This is a genomic window from Komagataeibacter sp. SM21, assembly GCF_041402665.1.
Taxonomy (GTDB): domain Bacteria; phylum Pseudomonadota; class Alphaproteobacteria; order Acetobacterales; family Acetobacteraceae; genus Komagataeibacter; species Komagataeibacter saccharivorans.
The window spans coordinates 1-19675 of sequence record NZ_JBGLOV010000018.1; the positions used below are offsets into that span (position 1 = coordinate 1).

General features: G+C 57.2%; 11 protein-coding genes and 2 pseudogenes. 3 read left to right on the forward strand and 10 right to left on the reverse strand.

The features are described from left to right. The first annotated feature begins 539 nt into the window (after positions 1-539). Both ACBR42_RS14265 and ACBR42_RS14270 read left to right on the forward strand, forming a co-directional pair. On the forward strand, positions 540-980 hold the full coding sequence (locus ACBR42_RS14265) for a glycoside hydrolase family protein (protein WP_371208442.1): 441 nt from the start codon (positions 540-542) through the stop codon (positions 978-980). Next, positions 980-1414, forward strand: coding sequence for a hypothetical protein (locus tag ACBR42_RS14270; protein ID WP_371208443.1), 435 nt, complete (start codon positions 980-982; stop codon positions 1412-1414). The genes ACBR42_RS14265 and ACBR42_RS14270 overlap by 1 nt, the downstream gene beginning before the upstream one ends. Before the next feature lie 368 nt (positions 1415-1782). Here ACBR42_RS14270 and ACBR42_RS14275 read toward each other — a convergent pair whose 3' ends face one another. From ACBR42_RS14275 to ACBR42_RS14300, 6 genes and pseudogenes are all read right to left on the reverse strand, one after another. Beyond that, positions 1783-2307, reverse strand: a complete 525-nt coding sequence (locus ACBR42_RS14275) for a hypothetical protein (protein ID WP_371208444.1) — start codon at positions 2305-2307, stop codon at positions 1783-1785. 210 nt (positions 2308-2517) lie between these two features. After that, positions 2518-3275: pseudogene (locus ACBR42_RS14280) on the reverse strand (IS5 family transposase). A 248-nt stretch (positions 3276-3523) separates the two neighbouring features. Beyond that, positions 3524-4099, reverse strand: coding sequence for a hypothetical protein (locus tag ACBR42_RS14285; RefSeq protein WP_371208445.1), 576 nt, complete (start codon positions 4097-4099; stop codon positions 3524-3526). A 99-nt stretch (positions 4100-4198) separates the two neighbouring features. Next, a protein-coding gene (locus tag ACBR42_RS14290; protein WP_371208446.1) for an IS5 family transposase occupies positions 4199-4953 on the reverse strand; the annotation gives its coding sequence in 2 pieces (ribosomal slippage) (positions 4199-4623 and positions 4623-4953; 756 coding nt in all). A gap of 176 nt (positions 4954-5129) precedes the next feature. After that, positions 5130-7070 (reverse strand): transglycosylase domain-containing protein, encoded by a 1941-nt coding sequence (locus ACBR42_RS14295; RefSeq protein ID WP_371208447.1) that lies wholly within the window; start codon positions 7068-7070, stop codon positions 5130-5132. Between the two features lie 74 nt (positions 7071-7144). Then, a complete protein-coding gene (locus ACBR42_RS14300) occupies positions 7145-12205 on the reverse strand; it encodes an alpha-2-macroglobulin (protein WP_371208448.1) in 5061 nt (1686 codons plus the stop codon). 137 nt (positions 12206-12342) lie between these two features. Here ACBR42_RS14300 and ACBR42_RS14305 point away from each other — a divergent pair. Further along, positions 12343-12675: pseudogene (locus tag ACBR42_RS14305) on the forward strand (transposase); the annotation flags it as partial. A 144-nt stretch (positions 12676-12819) separates the two neighbouring features. Here ACBR42_RS14305 and ACBR42_RS14310 read toward each other — a convergent pair. The 4 genes from ACBR42_RS14310 to ACBR42_RS14325 all read right to left on the reverse strand — a co-directional run bounded on the left by ACBR42_RS14310 (position 12820) and on the right by ACBR42_RS14325 (position 19615). Then, positions 12820-14067, reverse strand: coding sequence for a haloacid dehalogenase-like hydrolase (locus ACBR42_RS14310; protein ID WP_371208449.1), 1248 nt, complete (start codon positions 14065-14067; stop codon positions 12820-12822). Beyond that, positions 14064-16088, reverse strand: coding sequence for a phosphocholine-specific phospholipase C (locus ACBR42_RS14315; protein ID WP_371208450.1), 2025 nt, complete (start codon positions 16086-16088; stop codon positions 14064-14066). The genes ACBR42_RS14310 and ACBR42_RS14315 overlap by 4 nt, the downstream gene beginning before the upstream one ends. A 50-nt stretch (positions 16089-16138) precedes the next feature. After that, positions 16139-18484: a TonB-dependent receptor gene (locus ACBR42_RS14320; protein WP_371208451.1), complete on the reverse strand. Its 2346-nt coding sequence runs from the start codon at positions 18482-18484 to the stop codon at positions 16139-16141. Between the two features lie 801 nt (positions 18485-19285). Further along, positions 19286-19615, reverse strand: coding sequence for a transposase (locus tag ACBR42_RS14325; RefSeq protein ID WP_371208452.1), 330 nt, complete (start codon positions 19613-19615; stop codon positions 19286-19288). Between the last annotated feature and the right edge of the window lie 60 nt (positions 19616-19675).

Genomic DNA, 19675 nt, shown 5'->3' on the forward strand with positions numbered 1-19675 from the left:
GGCACGGATCAATGACATCCCCAATCCACGCCTCCATGAACTCCTGCCCTGGCACTGGAAAGCCCACCAGCAGGTCCACAATACCATCGCCGCCTGAATACGCCCGCGTCTCCCGCCGGATGCTTACATACCAACCAGCATCTCGCCCTGACATGTGTCATGAGCGAACACCAACTCGTCAGCGTCGTCAGACGCTATCTGCCAAGCCAGAAACCGGGCAGAAGGTCTGGCTACGATCGGCTTCGGAGCTGTGGAAATGGCCGGGGCTACGCGTCTCTCTAGGGCTACGTGCTGATTAACTTTTTAGCTTATCTGTGGCATCAAGCCATAGGGAATGAGGAAACATGTCTGGCTCAAACTGTACCTGTAATCCATCCTACCCCCGGTCATCGTCAGAATCGTCACGTGCTCCCAGCGCGACTAAGACGTCGCTTCAAGGAAGCGGTTTTATTGAACGCCACGAAGAGATGAGGGGCGTCAGCAACCGTCTGCACTGGCCGGGCGGGGCATCCGGGGTAACGCTCGGGCCTGGCTATGACATGCGCGATCGTTCCCGGGCTGAGATTGAACAGAAATTGCGGGATATCGGCATCAACTCTAGTCTGGTGTCTCGCGTGGCGGCGGGGGCCGGCCTGCGTGGCGAAGCGGCCAGGAGGTTCGCCCGGGATAACAGAAATCTCGTCAATCTGACGGACGATCAGCAGAGACGCCTTCTACAGGTCAATCTCCCGAGCTATGAGGCGATCGTTCGTCGGGGCATCCATGTCTACCTGACACAAAATGAGTTCAATGCCCTCGTCTCGTTCGTCTATAATCCGGGAAGAGGTTGGCGGGGCGTCCGTGCTGCTATCAACAGCGGCGACAAACGCAAGGCCGCCAGAATAATCGAGGAGCAGGTGCGCTCGAAAGGCAAGGTCTTGCGTGGCCTGGTCAAGAGACGGCACGACGAGGCCATGCTTCTGCTGGAAGGACGATATTGATGATCCGCGCTATCTTAAGCCTGATTTGCGCCGTCTGTATCGGCGGGACCGCCCTCGCGGACGCCAGGCCGGAGTCCCTGGAGGAGCTGACCTACAATCTCAACACGGTGCTCAACGAGGAGCTCGATGGAAAGGCGTTTCTCAATGGGCGGTTGATCGTGCGCGTCGAGCGTGTTTCGACCTGTGTGTCGGCGGTCTGGACCCGCAGCGGCGATGTCGGATCGCCGCTGCGGCGCGAGTTGCTGGAATGGAACAAAATGTTCGATGGCGATCCTCGGATCGAGGCTCAGTCTTACTATTTGACGTTCGTCTATACTGACCATCGGAGCGACGATGTTGTGTCCATGCCTCTTACGGCGCATCCGGATCGTTTTGAAGATACGGCGGGTGTCTACCTCCCATCGTGCCAACCGAAACAGCATCATCGCAAGTGACGATCTTTGCGCCGGGCGATCCGGCCGACAACATAACGCTCGGCGGGTCTGCCAGAGCGGAACCCATTCAGATGGGATCATCTGAATGGGCGAAGATGCTTGCAAAAACCAATGAAACAGAGCCTTTCTGCTGAATTAGAGTTCTGTGGAAATTCTCCAGACACCGTTTATCTCCCAAAGCCGACCTTCCGCATCCCCCCTATTTGCCTGTCTGCTCAGCGATATAAGAGCAGACAGGCAGCAGTCGCCTCTTTTCGGACGCCAGAGCGCGGTATGATTTTTCCTAAAAGCGGACGTGGCAACATGCGTCCGCGAGGATTGATCTCCGTCGATCCCGGTGAGGTTCAAACCTAGTTTTGTGTTTCCGGTCAGTTGAAGGCGCCACTTAGATCCTCGTAAGTCGTGCGCTCGGAAACCATTCCGGCTTCGCTGGCCGTGACCTCGCGCTCGAGGACGCGGTTCTTGTCGAAGCGGATGCGCACCTGCGTTGCTGCTGCCGCGTCGCCGCAGTTCAGGGTCAGGACAAACTGTGTCCAGCCATAGGCCGCGAGGCTCGCCGTGTTAACGTCGCTCAGGGTGGCAACCAAGGAATCAGGAATGTAAACGGTCGTCGGCCCGACCGTGAGCGACAGCTTTTCGACGGGGGAGCAGGTCGTGCGGCCGCCGGAACAGAGGTGGACCGAGTGGCTCGGCGTAGTGGCGGTTACCAGCGTTGCTGTGACTTTCGTGTCGGCGAGGGTTGTCTTAAGGGTAATCGCGCCGGTTGTGGGTATTTCTGTCGGTGTTGGGGTTTGGGACTCTGCACGGGCAGAGCTTGCGCCGAGAAGCGCGAGAAGTGCGCAGGCGGGCAGCGCCAGGAGGCGGTTGTGCGATGGCGGGCGGTGCGGGGGCATTGTTGTCTCCGATTGCACTGCAATCCGCAGTTTCAGCAGGAAGAGGGCGGGTAGTCAGGAACATAGGATAAGCAGCTGACGCTCTTCCATTGAAATGCAATTCACATTGCGGCTCAAAAGTTCACTTTTTCGTCCTGTGGTAAGATCTTCTAACTGAAGCAAGGGTCTACCCAGCCGGTATCACCCTGCAATACAGCTTAGGCTCAGGACTCATAACCAGAAGATGACGGTTGCAGCGAGGCAGATGGCTGAGAAGAAGACGTTCGGGCATCTGTCATAGCGTGTTGCGACCCGCCGCCAGTCCTTGAGGCGGCCGAACATGATTTCGATGCGGTTGCGTCTTTTGTATTTTCGCTTGTCGTATTTGACTGGTTTTCCGCGGGATCTTCTTCCCGGAATGCAGGGCCTGATCCCTTTTTCCTCCAGGGCATCCCGGAACCAGTCAGCATCATAACCCCGATCCGCCAGCAATCACTGTGCCATGGGAAGGCTGCCCAGCAAAGCGGAGGCTCCGGTGTAATCACTGATCTGTCCGGCTGTCATAAAGAAGCTCAGCGGTCGTCCGTTCTGATCGGTGATGGCATGCAGCTTGGTGTTCATGCCCCCTTTAGTGCGTCCGATCAGGCGGCCTGGATCCCCTTTTTTAACCGCAGACTTGAAGCCGTGCGGTGTGCCTTGAGATAGGTCGCATCAATCATAATAGTCTGAGGCTCAGCCTTCGCGGCAGACAGGCCATCCATCATCCGCATGAAAATGCCCATGTCGCCCCAACGCTTCCAACGGTTGTAGAGCGTCTTGTGCGGACTGTATTCCCGGGGCGCATCACGCCAGCGCATACCATTGCGGTTCACAAAAATGATGCCGCTCAGCACGCGGCGGTCATCAACGCGAGCTTTACCATGGCTCTTGGGAAAAAACGGCCGCAGACGCTCCATCTGTTCATCCGTCAGCCAAAACAGGTCGCTCATCTTCAGCTTCCTTGCAGAGCCTGAATCAAAATTCCCTACAAAAATCAATGGGTCCTGAGCCTAACTGTTTAAACTTTGGCATATCTATTCATCTCAGATGAGATAGTGTCGGTGGCGCACCCCGACCACCGATGGAGCCCTGATGACGTCTATAGGCACGCAGGACATGGAGCTTGTGTGTGTGCCGCAACTACGTTTCACTCAAAGAGTTCCACGTATGGCAATTTAGCTTGGGTGCCGCTCTAGCCTTAATAAACTTCGCGAGCACGCTTCTTGTCAAGTTCTCTCGAAAGATTAAAGTTCTCCCAGTTGGTAAACCAGTAAGGAGACGCACGCTGAAGCAAAGGTAACCGCGCAGTTTCAACCCCGTAGCTGGTCGCGATATATTCTTTGAGCCCTTGAGAAATGTAAGGGCAACACTGAAGATCGAGCGCAGCGATTACGAGCTCCGAATCCTGATGCAAGTAGGCACTTCTATCTTTGAAAATTTTCTTGATTTCGGCCTCTAGAAAGTCACGAAGTTTTCTGTACCTAGCTTGATTTCTTATGTAGAGCAGGCAAACAGAAATAGAGAAGTAGCTCATGTGCCGCTTGAATGAGTAATCTCCAGCATCATTGATTTCCAACCCAATGAAAGTCGCTATGTTTTGTTCATTAATTCGATAGCCGCGCCCTAATTTGTTAAGAGTAAGTAGCAGATAAAGCGTCTCGACCTCATGAAATCGATCATGAGGTGTATGTTTGATGTGTCGATTTATACTGTCGAAGATAAACTTAAAGACGCGATCCTTTAGGTCTCGTTCAACTTCATGCACTTTGTCCACTATCGTAGTGATAATTCTTGTTAATCTGACAGCAAAGTTAATACGAGGCTGAGCTGCGTAAATAAACGCGGAAAACTCCAAAATTCCTACGGCGTGTCGTCAGTTAAGCAGGATGATGATTGAGGCGAACTGCACGGCTGCGAGGAAGGTCGATTTCAGTTTATCGTAGCGGGTTGCGATAGCGCGAAACTGCTTGAGTTTATTGAAGAACCTCTCAACAAGGTTCCGTTCGCGGTAGAGAGAAAAATCGGTTTTCCGTCGTGTCGTTCTGTTGCGTTTTGGCGGGATGACCGGGGTAATCCCGCGCTGTATCAGCCGATCGATCAACCTGTCCGCGTCATACGCCCTGTCAGCAAGGAAAGCATCCGGGTCGATGTTTTCCAGAAGTGGTTCTGCCTGGGTGATATCGGCATCCTGTCCCGGTGTGATGCCGAGTTCCACCGGATTGTCCAGAGCGTCGCAGATGGCATGGATCTTTGTAGTCAACCCGCCTCGTGATCGTCCGATGGCCTGATCCGTGCCTCTTTTTTGAGAGCTCCGGCACTATGCTGATGCGCCCGGACAATTGTGCTGTCGATCATCATGTATTCGTTGTCGTGATCAGCGGCCAGATAACGAAATATCCGTTCGATGACGCCGCTTTCACACCAGCGGCGCAGACGCCGGTGCACGTTTTTCCAGTCCCCGAAACGGGCAGGAAGGTCGCGCCATGGAATACCAGCGCGATAGCGATACAGCACCGCCTCCACGAACAGACGGTTGTCCACCGCAGTGCCGCCGACATAGCCTTCTCGACCGGGAAGAAGATCCTTTATCCGCTCCCACTGGTCATCGCGTAAACTATAGCGCCGCATCTGTCTGTTTCCCTCAAAAAACGGGAAAACAGTCAGCACACGCAGACACAAAGTACAACCCTCACATGCCACATTCAGAGCTTAACTGACGACACGCCGTAGTCCACATCAGGCTGATTGGCTGGGAAATGGAAAACTTGTTATAAAATAAATCGACAGTGCAAGAGGGTTCCATTTTACCGTATACGAATATCAATAGTCGCATGGGCGTTTTGCGCGTCCGCAAGAGTGATGTGGGCAAAGCCAGGTGCATCGGGCGTCCAGGAAGGTTGCGCATCGGGCGGCACGTCCAGCGGAATGCCATTGATATACCAATGATAAGGCGGGTGGCCGCCTGAGCCTTCCAGTCCGACGGGAAGCATCATGCCCTCGGAAGAGCGGCTTTCAATTTCGGAATGATTGCGCGGAAAGATGATCTGCGGTGCCTGCCGTTGTTGCAGGGTGCGCAAAGCAGGTGACAGGACTGCAACAGCACGATGAGGTTGGGTACTGGCTGGCGGGGCTGATGTATGCGGGGATGAAGAAAGCAGAGAGAGGAGAACTGCCAGCACTGGCCCTGCCGTATCCCGTCCTGTCAGCCCGGGAGAGGCGGTGCCGTCCGGGCGTCCGGCCCAGACACCGACTGTTGCCTGCGGGGTGGAGGCCATCGCCCATCCGTCACGATTGCCATAGGATGTGCCTGTCTTGAAGGCAACTCCCTCCCATGATGCTACGCCAGCCGGTGGAGCGGTGCCCCGCAGGATTGTACGAATGTCGGCATTTGCTCTGCTGGACAGCAGGACTGTCCCGGGTGCAGGGCCTGCCGATTTCAGACCTGTCGGTTCACGATGCAGGGAGGCGACGTGACCATCATGATCGAGTGCCGCGTACAGCATTGTCAGGTCATGGAGTGAGATGCCTGCCCCCCCGAGCACGATCGCGAGGCTCGGCGCGCTTTGTGTGCCATCCGGGTTTTCTGGCAGTCGCAACCGCACACCGCAGGCGGAGAGGCGGTCCATGAACCGGGAGGGGCCAACCCGCTCCATTGCCTGAATGGCAGGCACATTGAGTGAAAGCTGAAGGGCTTCACTCACAGTGGTTTCACCCCGGAAAGCATGGTCAAAATCCCTAGGGGCATAGCCACCAATGGCAAGTCGGCTATCGCGCACACGTGTGCGGGGTGTCATCCAGCCTTTTTCGAACGCCATGCCATAGACAAACGGCTTGAGTGTGGAACCGGGGGAGCGGGGCGCCAAAACAGCATCTATCGCATTGCCCGGAGCCTTATGCTCGGCCCCTCCGACCCATGCAACGATCTGCCGTTCATGGTCGACAATCAGTGCTGCAAATGTTCCACGCAGCGGGGCAGGGTGGCTGGCAAGCACCTGCCGTGCGTTGCGCTGGAGCCTTGCATCAAGCGTGGTCACCACCACGCCGTTGCGCCCTGCGCTGAGAAAATGACCGGCGAGTTCAGGGGCGTCATGCGGTACGCCGCGTGTGTCTGGTGTTGGCCATGCAACAGGTCGTAATGAAGTGGCGCGTTGCAGTGTGCGGTGTGCAGCGTTCAGCAAGGCGTCAGGATGGCGGTCCGGGCGGAGTGCGGCGGGTCGCCGGGGTAAAGTTACAAGAAACGCGGCCTCGGTGGGTGTCAGATGGCTGGGCTCATGTCCGAAATAGAGCAGGGATGCCGCACGGATGCCTTCGATATTCGTGCCTTCAGGAGCCAGCGTGAGGTAAAGGTTCAATACACCCCGGCGCCCGAAATGCCATTCAAGCTGAAGGGCGCGCAGGATATCGCGCAGCTTGCCGCCCCATGTATGACGGTGCGGGGTAAGGAGGCGGCTTGTCTGCATGGCCAGCGTGGAACCGCCCGAGACAATATGACCACGCCGGGCCAGTTGCCAGATGGCGCGCGCAAGGGCCTGCGGATCAACCCCCGGATGGCTTTCAAAGCGGTGGTCTTCCGTCATCATCAGGAGTGTGATGTAGGTCGGGTCAACATCCCGGCTTTCAACCGGCAGGCGCCAGAAGCCATCGCGGCTTGTATGGCCGTCAAGCAGTGTATGGTCGCGGGCTTGAACAAGAAGGGCGGCTTGCTCGGCCCGATGCAGGTCTGGCGGATTAAAACGGTCGGCCACCAGCAGACCAGCCGGAATGAGGCTGGTGAGCAGCAGGCCGAGTGTACAGTTTCTGATGAGGCGGGGGGAAGCCCTCAATGTGCGGTGATCTCGACAGTCCCTGATGCCGTGCGAGCCATCAGGCTTGGAATACGCCGTGCGCTGACCATCGCTTCTGGCAGAGTGAAGCGGCCCGGCGTAATGGCGCGGACGATGTAGGCGACATGGAAACTCCGCGCCGCAAGATCTGGAGACTGCGTCGTGAAGCGCACCGCAGCACTGAAGCGATCATCCAGCGCGGCAGCATGTTCGGTGTTGCTGAGTGTGCCCAGAAAAGCGTAAGGGGGCTGTGCGCGGTCGTTTTCAGTGTCGTCCCCGTCATGCTCGTCAGATGCGGCATCCTCAGGAGACACAATGCTCTCGACTTCCCATCCGGCAGGAAGCAGGCTGGTGATGCCCACCAGATACTGACCGGGGTGGAGGGCCGTGCCTTTGAGACTGACGATAAACCGGTCATTCTGTTGCATGTGTGTCAGGTCAAATGGCTGGCCAGTCAGGGTAAAGCCCTGCATGGCCAGTGTCAGTCCGTTGGTGAGAGGTTTGACATTTCCGGCTGGCTCGCCTTGCACCGTCAGGGTGCTGAACAGCATCTTCCTGCCGGTATTTTCAACCTGAAGACCCTTTTCGAGTGCGGCGGGATCAAACGGATAGGCAAGCGGCAGGTGAAGCGGTGTGGCGTTGGAGCGCCCCTGCACACGCACGCTTCGCCCGTCAGTATCCTTGTTCAGGGCGCTGGCAGCTTCGAGCAGCGCCGTTCTGGTTGCGGTTGTCAGCATATCAGGCGACAGAGTCAGCTTGCCAAACCGCCCAATGAGCAGGTGGGTGCGCCGGTCGTCATGCGCTTCGGCTGTCAGGGCAGCAAGCCCGGCGAGGTCGCGCACGTAAGTCCAGTATCTGTAATCCCACAAATCCGGCTTTCCGGTGCGGGGTGGCCCGAGTGCCGAGATGGCTGCGTCCAGCAGTGCTTCTGGTGATGTCGCGCTGTTGTCCTCCGGTGCATCGTCCATCGCGAGTGCGACAGCGAGATGCCCAAGGGCCAGAGGATAGGCCTGTGCATTGGAGCCTGCCATGCCAGCCCAGACATAGTTGACGCGGGTACCATCCTGCCGCGCGACGAGAGAGGCCGCGAGAGTGTAGACTGCATCAGGGTGGAGGCGACCAGAACGGGCCAGCACGTACGCCGCGTAAGCGCGTGTATTCAGCAGTTCTGCCTGCCTTTCACTGTCCTGTTCTTCATCATCGACGCTCTGAGGCTGGAGCTGCTCGCTTTCAATATGGTCGAGTAGCAGGCCGAGCCGGTCCTCAGGCACGGTGTAGCCCGCAGCTTTTGCCCGGATCAGGAAGTCGGCAAGATAGTCCAGATCGTCGGGAAGACTGAGGCCATCGGAGCGGTCCCACTGGCCAATCTCACCTGAGGGGTTCTGGCGATCAAGAAGCGTATTGATGGCTGACTGGATGGATTTGCCCGGAGTGTCTTTGTGGTCGTGAGTCTCGGAGAGGGCCGGGTTGCCTTGTTGCAGCAGCGCACGGGCCTGAGCCGCCAGTGTATCAGAATCCCCCCAGACGCTGGATTGCAGGGATTCTTGCAACCCGACTGTATCAAGGCCGTCCGATGCGGAGATGTTGAGGGTTATCCGCGCGTCTGCCGGGTTGAAGCCCGCAAGTTCCGTGGGGTCCCATGTCTTATGGCTGCCGGGTGGGAGCGGGGCAGTCCGGCTGACGGTAAGCGGAACATGCGCCAGTCTGATGCCGATGGGCCAGCTTCGCGTCAGCAGCACTTTTGATGAGCCGGATCGGCGCAATGTGAGATGGATATGCGCAATGGCGGTACGGTCCGGCACGGTGGGGGGGGCGGCCAGCGCAACACGCAGGTCAGCGCGCCCACCGGGTTTGACAGGGGCGCTGAGTGTGCCGGAGCCGAGAACTCGGAGCGGTCCATCCGTGGTGACCTGGACCTCGTAAGGTGCTGATGGCGCATCAACATTGATAATGGAGACCTGTGCCTGTGCCGTATCTCCCGGGGCGAGGAACCGTGGCAATCCCAGGTCAGGGAAAACCGGGTCTCGTGCCGTGATGTCTGCCTGCGCGTTGCCAACGGCATCTTTGCTCCAGGCTGAGGCCATCAGGTGAAGCTGGCCGTCAAAATCCGGCACATCGAACGAGAGAGTGCCGTGTCCGGTGCTGTCGAGTGCGACAGGGCCATCGAACAGCGCGACGCTTTTCGTTGTCCGCACGGGCGGGCCGTCCGCGCTGCTGTCATTTGACGCTGCATCTCCCCCAGACCGGATCCGGCCATTTTTCGCATCACTCAGCAGAAGAGACCCGTAGTTGTCCAGCATGTCCAGCCCAAGACGGGGGCGACCGTAAAGGGCATCAAACAGGTTGAGCGGCGTGAAATGCGTGAGGTTGAGAATACCCTGATCGACCGCGGACACCGCGACCTGCACATGCCCCACAGGGAGACCCTGACTGGCCTGAACTGTCACGGGAACGGTGATGCGATGGCGCGGCGTGACGGTGCCGGGCGCGTCAAGCGTTACGTTCAGCCGATGTGTGTCCTGATTGACACCAATCCATGTGACACCAACCGCCCGCACAGGGTCATGCGGGCGCAGGCCGGAGGGGCTGTTGAGGGGGCGATAGAGTGTGACCAGCGCATAGGCGCCGGAATGCCAGTCCGGTGCGGCGGTTACGGGCACGTCCAGCCCTTCTTTCGGCACGTCCACGAAGCGTGTGTTCAGCACACGGTCTGTTGCAAGCCTTATCTGGGCCTGCCCGGAAAAACCGCCGCCAATGTGGATGACCGTGCTGCCGCCTGGCACGATATGGGTATCGCGCACGCTGAGCGGCAGATGGTCCGGTGTGCTGGCATTACCGCTTCCACCCCAGCCGACCTGAAAGCGGAGTGAACTGCCTGTTACGCCGTCACTTTCGCTCGGGACGGCACTCAGGCGATATTCGCCCCAGTCCAGCGTTGGGGTGATCCGCGCTGTACCTTTGGCATCTGTTGCAAGATCGCCCGAGCGCATGGGCACGTCCACAGTGTGGCTGCTGAAGGTCCAGCCATTGTCGGGCGTGTAGGACCAGTTATAGATCCGGTTGACGCGTGACAGGGTCCAATGAATTTTGCCGATGGCAACCGGACTATTGTCAGGCGCAAAACTTGCAAGATCAATGGGGATAACAGCACTACCCATGCTGGAGGAGGCATCTGTCGCGACACGGAGGCCGATCAGCGGTGCGGTGCGGCGGACGGGAATTGTAAAGTGTTCACCCACGCGCCGCCCCATGGGGTCAAGAAAACCGGCACGTATATCAAGGGCGAGCGGCCGGGTAAGGCCCTGAGGAATATCCGGCGTGAAGGTCAGCTGCGTATGGCCCTCATGATCGGTTGGATCTGCGCTGATGTCGCCGCTGGCTGATGGTGTCTCCTCGTTCTCAAATCCGAAAGCCCAGCCTGTGTGGCCAGGGATCGGATCGGTCGTGGGAACAAGTCTGTAGGAACTGTCACTTTTAAGGCCCGCACCGGGCGCGCCGTAGAGAAAACGTGCCGAGGCATCAATCACAACGGCCTGTCCGGCGGTTGCGGAGGCTGGTGGTCTGAAACTGGCTTCGATACTGGGTGGTACGAAATCCTGAACGCTGAAACGGGCCGAACCGATGGCGGGCAGGGAAGGGTCGAGCAGAATATCGGCCCGCCACAGGCCCGTAGGTGCGCTGGCGCTCAGGGGCAGGGTGGTGGCGTAGCCGCCTTCTGCCGCACCTGTAAGCGGAATGCGCCGTTCTTCCATCATATCGGGACGGTAAAGAACAAGAACCGGGTGCGCGTCTGGAATAGCCTGTCCTGCCCGGTCACGCAGGAGAGTGAGGAGATGCACGCTCTCACCGGGACGATAGATCCCGCGGTCAGGCTGCACGAGTGCGCGACTGTTCCCCTGAAAGGGGCTGACGGCACCTTCCAGATGCTGTTCTGAAAAATCGAACCATTGCCGGTCAAGATGCAGAAAGCCGAAATCCTCTCCCTTGCTGGCCAGCAGGACCGAGGAGCGGTCTGCCATGGTACCACGGAGCAGGGGGGCATCAAAATGTCCGAGGCCACGCGCATCCGTTGTGACTGTTGCCAGAGTGCCGCCATCACGGGCGCGCAGTGTCAGCGTGACATCAGGAGTAGGCTGTCCGCTCATCAGGGAGCGGGCACTGACTGTCAGCCCGTCTTCACCCCGCAGCATGGTCAGCCCAAGATCGCTCAGATTAACCCAGTGGGCAGAAATAGCCTTGTTTTGCAGAAGATCGGCGTTGATGTTCCCACGTTTAAGCGCAGTTTCCACGGGGCTTTTTTCGGGCGGTGTTGCAGCGTCTTCAACCGTCACCAGATAGAGGCCGTTCTGTCCTGCGCCAATTGTCTCTGCCAGCGGGAAGCCAGTTGTCACAGATCGGTCTGGAGCATGATCGATCGCCATGGTGCCGTGCCAGATTTCACGCATGGTCGTGTCCAGCAGGTTCTGGAACGTATAAGGGTCAAAACTGGTCTGGTTCAGATCAGGAAGTGTGCTGTCGATCTGAGCTGTGCCGGGAAATTGCTGATATGCAGCGACCCGAAAGACGTGGAGACGAACCGTGGAGACGTTGACAGTTTCGATAGCGAGGGCAGGCGTATGCCCGGTCGTGCGTCCGGGCAGGATAAAGCCGTCTCCTGTCAGCCCAACGTGCGCATCACGACGCCCAAAACGGGCGCTGAGCGTGAGGGGGGCGGCGAGATGCTGGCCATCGGCTGAAGTAAAATCCGGGTCGACCTTCATTGTGTAACCCTGCCCAAAGGCAAGCTTGCCAAGGCAGAATGTGTCATTCTCAACACGCGGTGTGAAGGCGCTTTCTGGTGAGAGATGGACCGAATGGGCCAGTGTTGATGTTTCTCGTGCGTTCAGGTTCTGATTGAAATGCAGGCAGATTTCAGGGTGTTCGCCTGTTGCATCGAGAGAGGTGCGCTGGAACGCGAAAGGCGAGGACTCAGTGGAGGCCGCCCGACTGCATGGCGCGAGGTACAGAACCGGAAGGACAGCAAGGCTCAGGGAAGAAAGCAGAAGGCGTAGAGACAATATCTTGAACCCTGAACAGTTTATGCTGGATTACGCGATGTAAACAGTCCCAGGATTGGCGGGGACCGGGTTTCACAAATTACGCGGCCATGAGAATTTGGTCCATAGCAGCGTAAAAATGTTGTTCGGCCTTGGCTGTCGTACATCCCGCCGACGTTCAGGATCGTGATGGTGCACCGCTGGTAGCAACCAGAATACGCTCATTGTTTCCCTGGCTTCGCCATCTGACCGGTGACGGGGGATATGCTGGCGAGAAGTTGCGTGGTGCGCTGGCTGAACTTGGCAGATGGACGATCGAAATCGTCAAACGTAGCGATCGCGCCGAAGGCTTCGTCGTCCTGCCCAAACGCTGGATCGTGGAGCGCAGCTTTGTATGGCTCGGACGCTGCCGTCGCCTCACGAAGGATGTCGAGGCAACAATCTCGTCATCCCATGCATGGTTGATGATTGCCCATATTCGCAGATTTCTGTGGAAAAAACAATCTAACCGCTTTCTGTTTCAGGCTTTTAGACCCTATAAATACATCTGCAGAATGTGGACTTCAGAGCCAGAAAGATTCATCATCAAACCCCGGAACTAAACATTCAGGCTCAGACCCCTAATGAGTATGGTTTCAGGAATGGGCAACCAACGCAGGCAATCGTGAGCCTAAGGGAATGCTCTGTTCTGATGGTCGCCATTCGCCGGTATTTTCATCGCGGCCCTGCAAGACAAAGCGTGGTTGGGGGGCGGATAGCTGTGCTGCAGCCAGACTTGCTATAGTACCAATTGGACCGGAAGACAGCCGGTTGACCACCAGACCAAGGCGGGTGTCCGGAAATTCGGTCAGCATGGCGTAATCCCCGTCACTATCCCCACACACCAGTAAAGGTCCATAGCCTCGCGGCCCTGCCAGTGCCTGACGTATGGCGCGCACTTTGCCTGCGCGATAGGTTACGGGCCAATGCGGCGCGGCATCAAGTCCCAGCCTGCCACTAGACCAGTCCATACGAACGCCAAGGACATTCTGGCGGGGCAGGCCGTAACCATAATCGGGATCTGTGGCGAACACGGCCACGACGTCTTCCAGTGATGCGGAACAGACATGGACGTCAATACCTGCCTGGCGCAGTACCCATTGCAGGTCCGCGATCTCCGGGGTCAGGCGGAGTCCGGTCTGGATGGGGCGTGCAACAATGCCCGCCTGCCCGGAACGGGTGGCCGGAGTGATCCATGTTTCCTGTCCCATGCCCTGAGCCAGATGCCATCTGTTGGACGCCCTGACCAGCGCCGCCAGTCCGGCTGCATCATGACCGGCCAGCAGGCGGATGATCCAGCGGCAGGCTACGTCCCCATTGCATGTGGCGTTGATGGCATCATAGGCAAATACCAGCTTGGCACGCAGACTGAGCAGTACCGGGTCCGTTGGTGCAGGGGGCATGGACCGGGCAGACAGAAGGGCATAATCCGCGCACAGATCGGCATGAAGGTCCTTGAAGCGGACATTTTGTCCACATACGGTCCGAAAAGGACCTGTAAACGTATGTGCAGGTACGTCGCGCGCCGTTGCCTGGGCAAAAGTTTCGGCTGACATCGCGAATGCAAAATGGTTGGCCGTATAATGCAGCAGGCTTTCCTCGCAATCGCCTGCGATACAGGTATTGTCCCAGTCGAATACGGCATACGGGCGTCGGGCAGGGTTATAGCTGGCGCTGGCGCTGCCGTATGTGGCGATCAGGCGTTCGATCACGCGGCGTGTGCGGGGCGCCCATTTCAGCGGTGCCAGCACCGGGGCGCATCCTTCAGCCCATGCAGGCAGGGATGGGCTGATGCCAGCCGCGATACTGGCGGCTAGCATGTCGCGGCGGGTCAGGCCTGTCATGCGCCAGTCCGGCCCATATGGGGATCCGTACGGCTTGGCCTGCCATTTTCGATATGTCCTGCCAGTTGGATCAGGCGGTGCGGGTGATGCGGGTCCTGAATGGTCAGATCATACCAGTGGTCGGATACAGCGACCGGCCATATGGTGTCGGTTGTCGCATTGGGGGGCAGTTCAGTTTCGTGCGTGGTATGGGTATAGGCGTCCTCGATCCGGATAGTGCGGGGCGCATGGTCATGGTTATGCAGCGACAGCACTGCCACGTCACGGGCGGGGTCGTAACGCAGGGTCACGTCCGGCAGACCCTTGCCCAGAAACTGGCGGAAAAAACCGTTGGGTCCATGAACGGTTACGGGCAGGCTGTCATGGGCTGTGACTGGTAGGGTCATATCGGACCCGGCGCCCAGCGTATAATGGCGTGTCACCTTGCCATCACGGATACGCAGTACCGCCCCCTGGCTGCCTTCGTTCGCAATATGGAGGTGTCTCGGTGCCATCAGGTTCACATGCAGCCGGTAGGGCAGGGCGCGGGCCGGGCGTTGGCCGGGTTCCTGCTGCGGCAGGGACTGCCGGGCGGGAATGGTGGGCTTGGGCAGCATGCATGACTGACGTGTTTCCGCCAGATAGGTATCCGTCCGCGGCAGGTGTGCGGTCCACCGGCGATCTGTTTGCGCGAAGTCGAAAATGGAGGTCATGTTCCCGCATACGGCCCGTCGCCATGGGGTGATGTTGGGAACCTCTACACCAAAACGCGCTTCAAGAAAGCGCAGGACGGACGTATGGTCGAATACCTGTGAATTGACCCATCCGCCCTTGGTCCATGGTGAAATTACGATCGCAGGCACGCGTGGCCCCAGTCCTACCGGGACGGTGTGATAGGATTCCCCCGTGGTCGCGACCGTACTGCCGCCATACCGTGGGTCAGGTGCGGGGACCGGCGGGGGAACGTGGTCAAAGAAACCATCATTTTCGTCATAATTCAGGATAAAAACCGTTTTGGCCCAGACATCGGGATGACGCACAAAGACATCCATCAACTGGGAAATCAGGTGTTCACCGTAACCGGGCGGGGCGTCAGGATGTTCCGACAGGGCGGCTGGTGGCACGATCCATGAAACCTGCGGCAGCCTGCCGTGCGCGACATCATCTTCAAAGGCGGCGACAAGGTAGCGGCCTTCGGTATCATGCATGTTGGTGGCAGTTGATCCCGGCACGATCATGCGGGCGCGCTGGTATTCCCATGACCGGGGATCAAGGTTGCGGAATTGTGCAAAGGACGCCAGCGGGTTGTCGCCAAAATTGTCGTATTCCTGATAAACGCGCCACGATATGCCCGCCGCCTGCAGTTTTTCGGGATAGGTGGTCCAGCGGAATGGTTGAAAATCGGCCCGGTCATGCGCCATGTCCGCCGACCAGTTGCCATCATCGACATTCTGTATGGCCTGTAATCCGTCATTGCCGACCGCCAGTCCGTTCGTGCCGGTGAAAAGGAACAGACGGTTGGGATTGGTCGGCCCGAAAATGGAGGCATGATAGGCATCACATACCGTAAAGGCATCGGCCAGCGCGTAATAATACGGGATTTCCGCACGGGTGAAATGGCCCATGGTCATGGCCGTCTTGTGTGGCACCCATGTATTCCAGTCATTCCATGCCGTCTGTGTGTCCTTCCAGCTATGATCAAGGCTGGCGAGGCAGGCGCTGGAGGTATGTGCGGTGTTGAACAGGAAGGGCATGACATGGCCGCCCTTCCCATCCGGTTGTGCAAAGACGCTGCTGCCGTCAGGCAATTTTTCAGCGCGGGGATCACCATATCCCCGCACGCCCTGCAGGCAGCCAAAGTAATGATCGAATGACCGGTTTTCCTGCATCAGGATAACCACATGCTCCACGTCCTGTATCGTGCCGGTCACCCGGTTGGGGGCGACCGCCAGTGCCCGTTTCAGGTTTTCCGGCAGTGCCGCCCCGATGGCGGCAGCAGCGCCAAATTTCAGGAACTGACGGCGATTGGCGATATCGGACATGGTGTGGTCATCCATAGGCTGCAGGAGGATCGAAGGCCGGCGTGCCGCAATCAGAAGAAGTGCTTGCGCAGGGTAAAGAACACCATGCGCGGCGCACCGGCCTGCAACGTCTGCAGGCTGCCCGTGGGGTCGCTGACAGCAAAGCCCGTGCTGCCGACTGTTGCAACGTAGCGTTTGTCGAACAGGTTGGTCACGTTGATCTGTGCATCCAGACCATGCAGCGCCCAGTTATGGCTGTGGAAGCGGTAGCCGACATTCAGGTTGAAGATGTCGTTCGGCTTGATCCACTGGTCATTGGTGTAAGTATAGGTCCGGCGGCCCTGATACTGCATGCCGATATTACCCCAGATCGTACCATCATCATAACTGATCTGGACGTTGGCCAGGTTACGCGGCATGCCAACCACGCTCTTGCCACGGGTGGCGTAGGTTATGCCGCCAGTCGTCAGGTTGTCGTCATACACGGACTGGTTGTAGGCATAGGACGCATACAGCGACCAGTTATCCGTAAAGCGATAGTTGAAAGCCGTATCAATACCACGCGCGGTCACGCCGCCGACATTGGTCAGGATGCTGGCGTAGCCCTGAACGTTCGTGCCGCTGGATACGGGTGAGATGGATGCCAGACGGTCCTCGAATTCGATATAGTAACCGGTAATGGACGCCTGAATGCGCCGGTTGTGGAAGCGGTAGCCGATTTCCTCGCTGTAGGACATTTCCGGGTGCAGCGTTTTTTTGGATGCGGCGTAGGCCGCGGATGTCATTGCAAACGGGCTGGTGGCACCCGTGGTCGAATTGTCAAAGGCGGCCATGTTCCGGGCAAAGTCGGCAAATATTTCATTATGGCGGTTGATGCGGTAATTGGCGCCAAGCTGCGGCAGGAAGCCGTTGGCCGAAGTAATGGAACCCGATGCATATGTATTGGCCACCGGTGTACCCATGTAGTTGCCTTCGAGCTGGCGGCCCCGATTATCAACAACCAGCGACTTGAAACCGTAATTCAGTTTCAGGGCCGGGGTGATCTGCCATGTATCCTGAATATGGAACTGGTAGGTCTTGGTGTTGAAGGCGCTCTGCCATTGGGTTTCGAACGGGTTGTTGCGGAACCAGTGGACGGAACTGCCGGTATATTTGTCCGCGCTGAGCGGATAGAAGCGACGTGCCTGCTCAAAATCGTTGTTTTCAAACCAGAAGCCGCCTTCGATCGTATGGTGACCGAGCTCGTAGGACAGGCTGCCTATAAAACCTTCACGATGAATGTCATATTCCGTGGTGCGGACGGAGAGTGGCGATCCGCCAAGGGATGCAGGCGTTGCCGTATACGGCGTGGCGTAAATGCCTTCACCCGTATTGGTATGGCCGTAAACAGTGGCGAAGCCCTTGAGGTGGTCAGTCAGATGGAAATCGAACTTGCCATATCCCAGCACGTCCTGACGGAGGCCGGCTGAGTTGTAATAGGACTGGTCCTGATTGGCGATGCCGGCAGGGAAGGGCTTGCCAGTCTGGTAAGCTGTCGCGATCTGCTTGGCCAGGCCATAGTTGTTGGTAATGTTATCGACGTTATAGCCCTTGGTCTGGATCATCTGCAGCGAGAGATCCTGATAATCATTTTCCGCGCGCTGGCTGTAATCACCGAACAGGGTCAGCTTGACCTTGTCACCCAGCGGCTGGATGAACTTGGCATTGGCCTGCTGCTGCTGCTGGATGCCATCGCCCTTCCACTTGTTGGCATCCTGATAGTCATAGGAAACATACAGCCGCCCGCCACCGGGCAGGGTGCCGGAATTGATGCGCCCGAAAGTGCGCCACGTGCCATATGATCCGACAGTACCTGCGACATCGACGCCAAATTTCTTGCTTGGGTCGATGGATGTGAATTCCAGTGCGCCACCAAGGTCATTGGATGCCGCGACACCGACCGAACCCGCGCCCTGCGCCAGACTGGCGGGGCCGTTGTTTTCGGTCTGCAGCGCACGACCGATGGAAAGGCCGTTATCATTACCATAGGCAAGGTTGCCCAGCGGGATGCCATCCATGGTAAAGCCAAGGCGGCTCTGGTCAAACCCGCGGATGATGATCTGCTGCGACCATTCGTAAGATCCCAGCGGATCGGAAGAGGTAAACATGACGCCGGGCAGCTTGGACAGGGTCTTGAGCGGACTGGTGCCAGGCGCGACTTCCTGCAGCGCGCGGTGGGACAGCGACTGTGTTTCACGTGCGGCACCCGCGCCCATGACGATGATTGATTCCGCCTTGGTGGCGGTAACGGAATCCGCGCTGGCATTTGTCGTGATCTTGCCCGCGGAGATTTTGCCACGATGGTCCGTCTGCTTGGTTGCGGGCTGCTTCTGTGCCGTGTCGGCTGCATGGGCGTTATGGAAGAACAAAGAACTCATGCATGTTGTGAGAAGAAGAAACGTGTTCTTTTTCATGCAGCGTGATCCCTCATGACAAGGCCCCGATTGGTGGTGGTTGAATGACGCGGCACACCCTATGTTTGGGGTTTCATGGTGTCTCGTGATGTTTTTATGAAACTATGATTTCAGTATTATTAAATCTGTATATTAGGCATCTGTGAAAATAAATTAGTACTTGTGATGTTATTTTTACGTGACCTGTTGATATTTATTTCGCCAATTTTACAAATAACTATCGAGAATATTTCAAATTATTCATGGTGTATGTAAAAAATAATAGTGGTTTAATCTGTTTATACAATGTAATTATCTAGATAATACGTTCGCGTATAGGGGATCTATGTTTCTGAAAACGGGCGTTTCATGATGGACATAGACTGTCCACGTATGATGAATTCAGAATGCGGTATCATCCATATATGAAGCATATCTTCATAATGCCCTTAATATATAAGGAAAATATTGAAACGATATAGATATGAATTAACGAGATTCGTCCTGTTTTCAGATATTGATATAAGATGCGGGAACATACCGTTGTTTTTATGACACAGGGACGGATGTTATCGTAATGGCGGCACATACAGACCATATCCGCAGTGACGCTACTGCCAATATCATCTGTGCATAGCATGCGCGCACTCAGTTTTTTGGTGGTCATGTCCTGACGTAGCACAGTGGTTCTTCCTCCCTGATGTGCTTCATCACCGATTTTGCCGATCAGGCTGATATTCTGCCGGCGGCGCTACGGTTGGCTTTGCCGCAGTTTTCAAAACCGGATTATGGCATGCCGCCGCCAGTCCGGCCTGAAACAGGACATGCCGGAGAAATCTCCGTCCCCCTTGAACTGATACGTTCCCCTCGCATTGCACCGCTATCGTGAGACATTGGCGCAGGTCCGGTCATGGCCGCAGCTTCGGTCGCTGCCATACTGCCGAGTTCTGGCTTTTCTGCGCGAAACATGGCGACTGATACCGGGCCGATAGCAGGGATGGAACGGACAAGCCCTGCTTTGGCACAGAGTTCTGCTGCCTCTGCGATGACGTCTTCAATTCGTTGTTCAAGCGCGCTGATCTGGCTTTCAAGAAACGCTTTGAGACTGTTGTCCATATCCTTCATCCGCAACCACATCACTGTCGACGAGACCGGGTTTGTGGACGGTCATTGTTC